This window comes from Campylobacter sp., assembly GCF_017646085.1.
GTDB lineage: Bacteria > Campylobacterota > Campylobacteria > Campylobacterales > Campylobacteraceae > Campylobacter.
Genome location: NZ_JAGCNF010000141.1, coordinates 1 through 3,237 on the forward strand (window position 1 = coordinate 1; position 3,237 = coordinate 3,237).

General features: G+C 33.0%; 3 protein-coding genes and 1 pseudogene. All 4 read right to left on the reverse strand.

What is annotated here, in order from left to right; translation table 11 throughout:
- A partial coding sequence (locus tag J6V67_RS07230) for a 4Fe-4S dicluster domain-containing protein (protein ID WP_291860825.1) occupies positions 1-622 on the reverse strand: 622 nt, incomplete at its 3' end.
- Positions 615-1,829 (reverse strand): annotated as a pseudogene (locus J6V67_RS07235) (nitrous oxide reductase family maturation protein NosD). The pseudogene J6V67_RS07235 and the gene J6V67_RS07230, both read right to left, overlap by 8 nt.
- A complete protein-coding gene (locus tag J6V67_RS07240; protein ID WP_291860828.1) occupies positions 1,826-2,587 on the reverse strand; it encodes a cytochrome C in 762 nt (253 codons plus the stop codon). Before J6V67_RS07240 ends, J6V67_RS07235 begins: the two are co-directional and overlap by 4 nt.
- Positions 2,588-2,679: 92 nt before the next feature.
- The coding region (locus tag J6V67_RS07245) for a cytochrome c family protein (RefSeq protein WP_291860831.1) at positions 2,680-3,237 on the reverse strand (558 nt) is incomplete at its 5' end.

Here is a 3,237-nt window from a genome sequence, read left to right on the forward strand (position 1 = left end):
CAAAACATACCTCTTGACAAACTCCGCATCCTACGCAATTTGATTCTATTTTTACAACTTTTTTTCCATCTATTTCTATAAAATTTATAGCCCCATCAACCAAACAAGAATCTACGCATAAAGAGCAGTTTTTATTGATATTATTTTCTATAATTTTTTTAGCTTCTTCTTCTCTTTGGTTATAGGTTTTACGCTCTAGTAGTGTGCTAATATTATCTTGGCTTACACTTTTATTTAGCGTTGCGTAGCATTTTTGTATATCTCTTACTACGGCAACTCCCATTTTAACATCTTTTATAGAGTTTATACTATGGTCTAGTGCGCCACTAGGACAGGCTAGCACACAAGGAAATAGATCGCATAGATAGCAACCTCTTTTGCTTGGATTGATATAAGCTGATGCTATATTTATCCCATCATCAAGCCCTAAAAGCTCAATACTATGATACGGACAAACCTGAACACATTGACCGCATTTGATACATAAAGATTCAAAATTTTCAGCACTTCCTGGTGGCCTAAGATGAAGTTTTGGCTCATAAAATTTATTTATCAAAACCCCTCCACCAGCAGCACATCCAATTGCTGTAATACTAAAAATGCCAAATTCTCTTCTATTCATTATATGGCTCCATATGCGGATTCATATCTGTGATTAATAGTTCAGGCTCAGAAAATGGAGCAAGTTTAGAGATAAAATTTAATATACTCATAATAGCACTTCCATAAAATAGTCTTAAATTTGGATAGTATTGCCAAAGTGAATCAAGATAAGTAAAATTCTTATACTCTATATCGCCAATTCCATCTTTATCTCTATCAAATCCAGCATAATCATCAAAGTAATTATTACTCCACTCATTTATATCAATTTTAGAACCAGGTGTATCATTGATAGCAATCTCCATATTGCCTATAAAATCATTGCGGTTAAATATGCTTTTATGCTGAGTAGCATGAAATTGAACTCCAACTGTATTGTATAATATCTGATTATCCTCATAAATATTCGTAGTGCCTGGTTGAAATGGAGATTGATCTAGATATAATCCTCTAGCATTATAAGCTAAAATATTATCTTGGATTATAAAATCACTAGTATCTTTCATTCCAATGCCTACTCCAAATGCGCCAGTAGAGCTTAAAACTTGATTTTTTCTAGCAGTTGTTCCTGAAGAGAACATAAAAAATATACCAACAGAGTTATATTTAAATATATTTTCTTCAACTAAATTTTTCCCAGCATACATAAAATGTAGCGAATATCTACCATATTCACCATAATTTTTAAGAATTTGATTATTGCTAGAATACCATACTACCATATCTCTACTTTTGTATAGATGGTTATTTTGTATTAGATTGTCATGGCTATACCATAGGCGAATTCCATCGCCTCTAAGGCCCAAATCAACTGGCTTTTATGTGATAAAATTATCAACTATTTTAGAGTCATTACACTGCTTAAAATTAACACCAAAAAGAGAATCTTTAATAGAATTATTTATAATCTCAATCTTGCTAGCTTTATCACAGCTTATAGCTGAGTCGATTGTAGTATGAGAGTTTCCGCTATTTTCTATGGTTAAGTTTAAAAGCTTAACTCCTGAACTTGTGATTTTTATTACATCACCTTTACCATCGCCTTTTATGATAGCGCTTTTATCTTTGCCATCTATAGTAATTGGTTTATTTATAATTATATTACCACTATAAATTCCACTACCAAGCTCTATTATATCTCCATTGCTTGCGCTATCTATAGCATTTTGTAGATCATTTGCAAAAGTAACAGTAGATAGTAGAGCTATTAGGTAGAGTTTTTTCACGCATTTTCCTTAAGATATTTATTTTTAGAAAATATCGCTAAAATCGATAAGGCGCTCATAATAATCATAACCCAAAATCCTATAGTAGGGTATGAGTGAGTTGTAAATTGCGCTACCTTGCCATCGCCTAAAGCTGTTGGCATAAATGGTTTAATCTTAAATGCACCCCATTCTTGCATATTATGACCATACCAATATAGCCAACCAGTAAATGCGCTCATAAATAGTACTGGAGCGATAATTGTAGGGATTAGCAAGAGCGAATTTCCCTTACCGTTATAGTATAGATATAGTAACATAAAAATAGTAGCAACAAGTAAATAATATGGCGCAATTGCTCTTTCTACATTACCTCCATGCTCCATAGGATACATTCCTATATAATGATTTATTGTGTTCATCTCATGCACATCGCCACTATAACCATCTACATGAAAATATACTGGAATTCCATCTGGAAAGGCCTCTTTAGGGTAGTTTGGTGCTTCTAAAGATACATACCATATAGGAAGGCTTGGCACTCCAATCTCAGATCTTGTTTCTATCATTTTGGCTAGATTGTTTTTAACTTCTGGCGCCATTAGATGATTTTTATATTGAATTTTAGTATAGAGATTATAGATTGGATATACATAGCTTGGAATTTCTGAGCCATTTTTAATCTTATTGGCTACTCCGTGATATGCAATTACAGGGATAGTAAATCCCACGGTCATTAAAATTAGAGCTAGTATAGTATAGAGCTGATACCTTTTCATTTTTACTCCTTTAATTAAATTTATTATCAGTCCGTTTGGGCGGATAATAAATTTAATTAATGAGGCGGAATCTCCGCCCCATTTGCTAAATTTTAATACAATCCAGCGTTTTCATCGATCCATTTTAGATATTCAATTATATCTTTTATCTCTTGATCGGTCATATTTTGATTTGGCATTCTTAGATTAAAGTAGTTAATCATAGCCTTTACATAATCTTCTTCATATTTGCTAGCTGGGTCTTTAATGAAATCAAATACCCATTTTTCAGCATTTTCGTGTCTTAGAAGAACGCCAGTTAAATCTGGACCAGAACTTACTTGGCCAATAACGTGACAACCATTACATCCGCCTTTTAAGTAAGCTTCTTCACCACGAGCTTGCACAGCTGTCATAGGTGTAGCAAGAGCTTTTGTTAGGTTGTTTTTAGCTCTTAGACCAACATCTGCAGTTTTAACCATATATTGCCAAACTTGATATTCCCAAAGAATAGCACCATTAACATCGCCTTTTTTATATGCTTCATCAGCTTTTGCTTTTACTTCAGGAATTTTGCCATATTGATCTAATGCATCCTCAACAAGTTGTTTAACTTTTGGATATTTCTCAAAGTGTTTTTCTTTTAAGAATTTAACAACGCTTTGGATAAC

Bases quoted from the DNA above. Each gene is read 5' to 3' on its own strand.
- J6V67_RS07240 (WP_291860828.1), bottom strand. From the start codon at position 2,587: ATGAAAAGGTATCAGCTCTATACTATACTAGCTCTAATTTTAATGACC.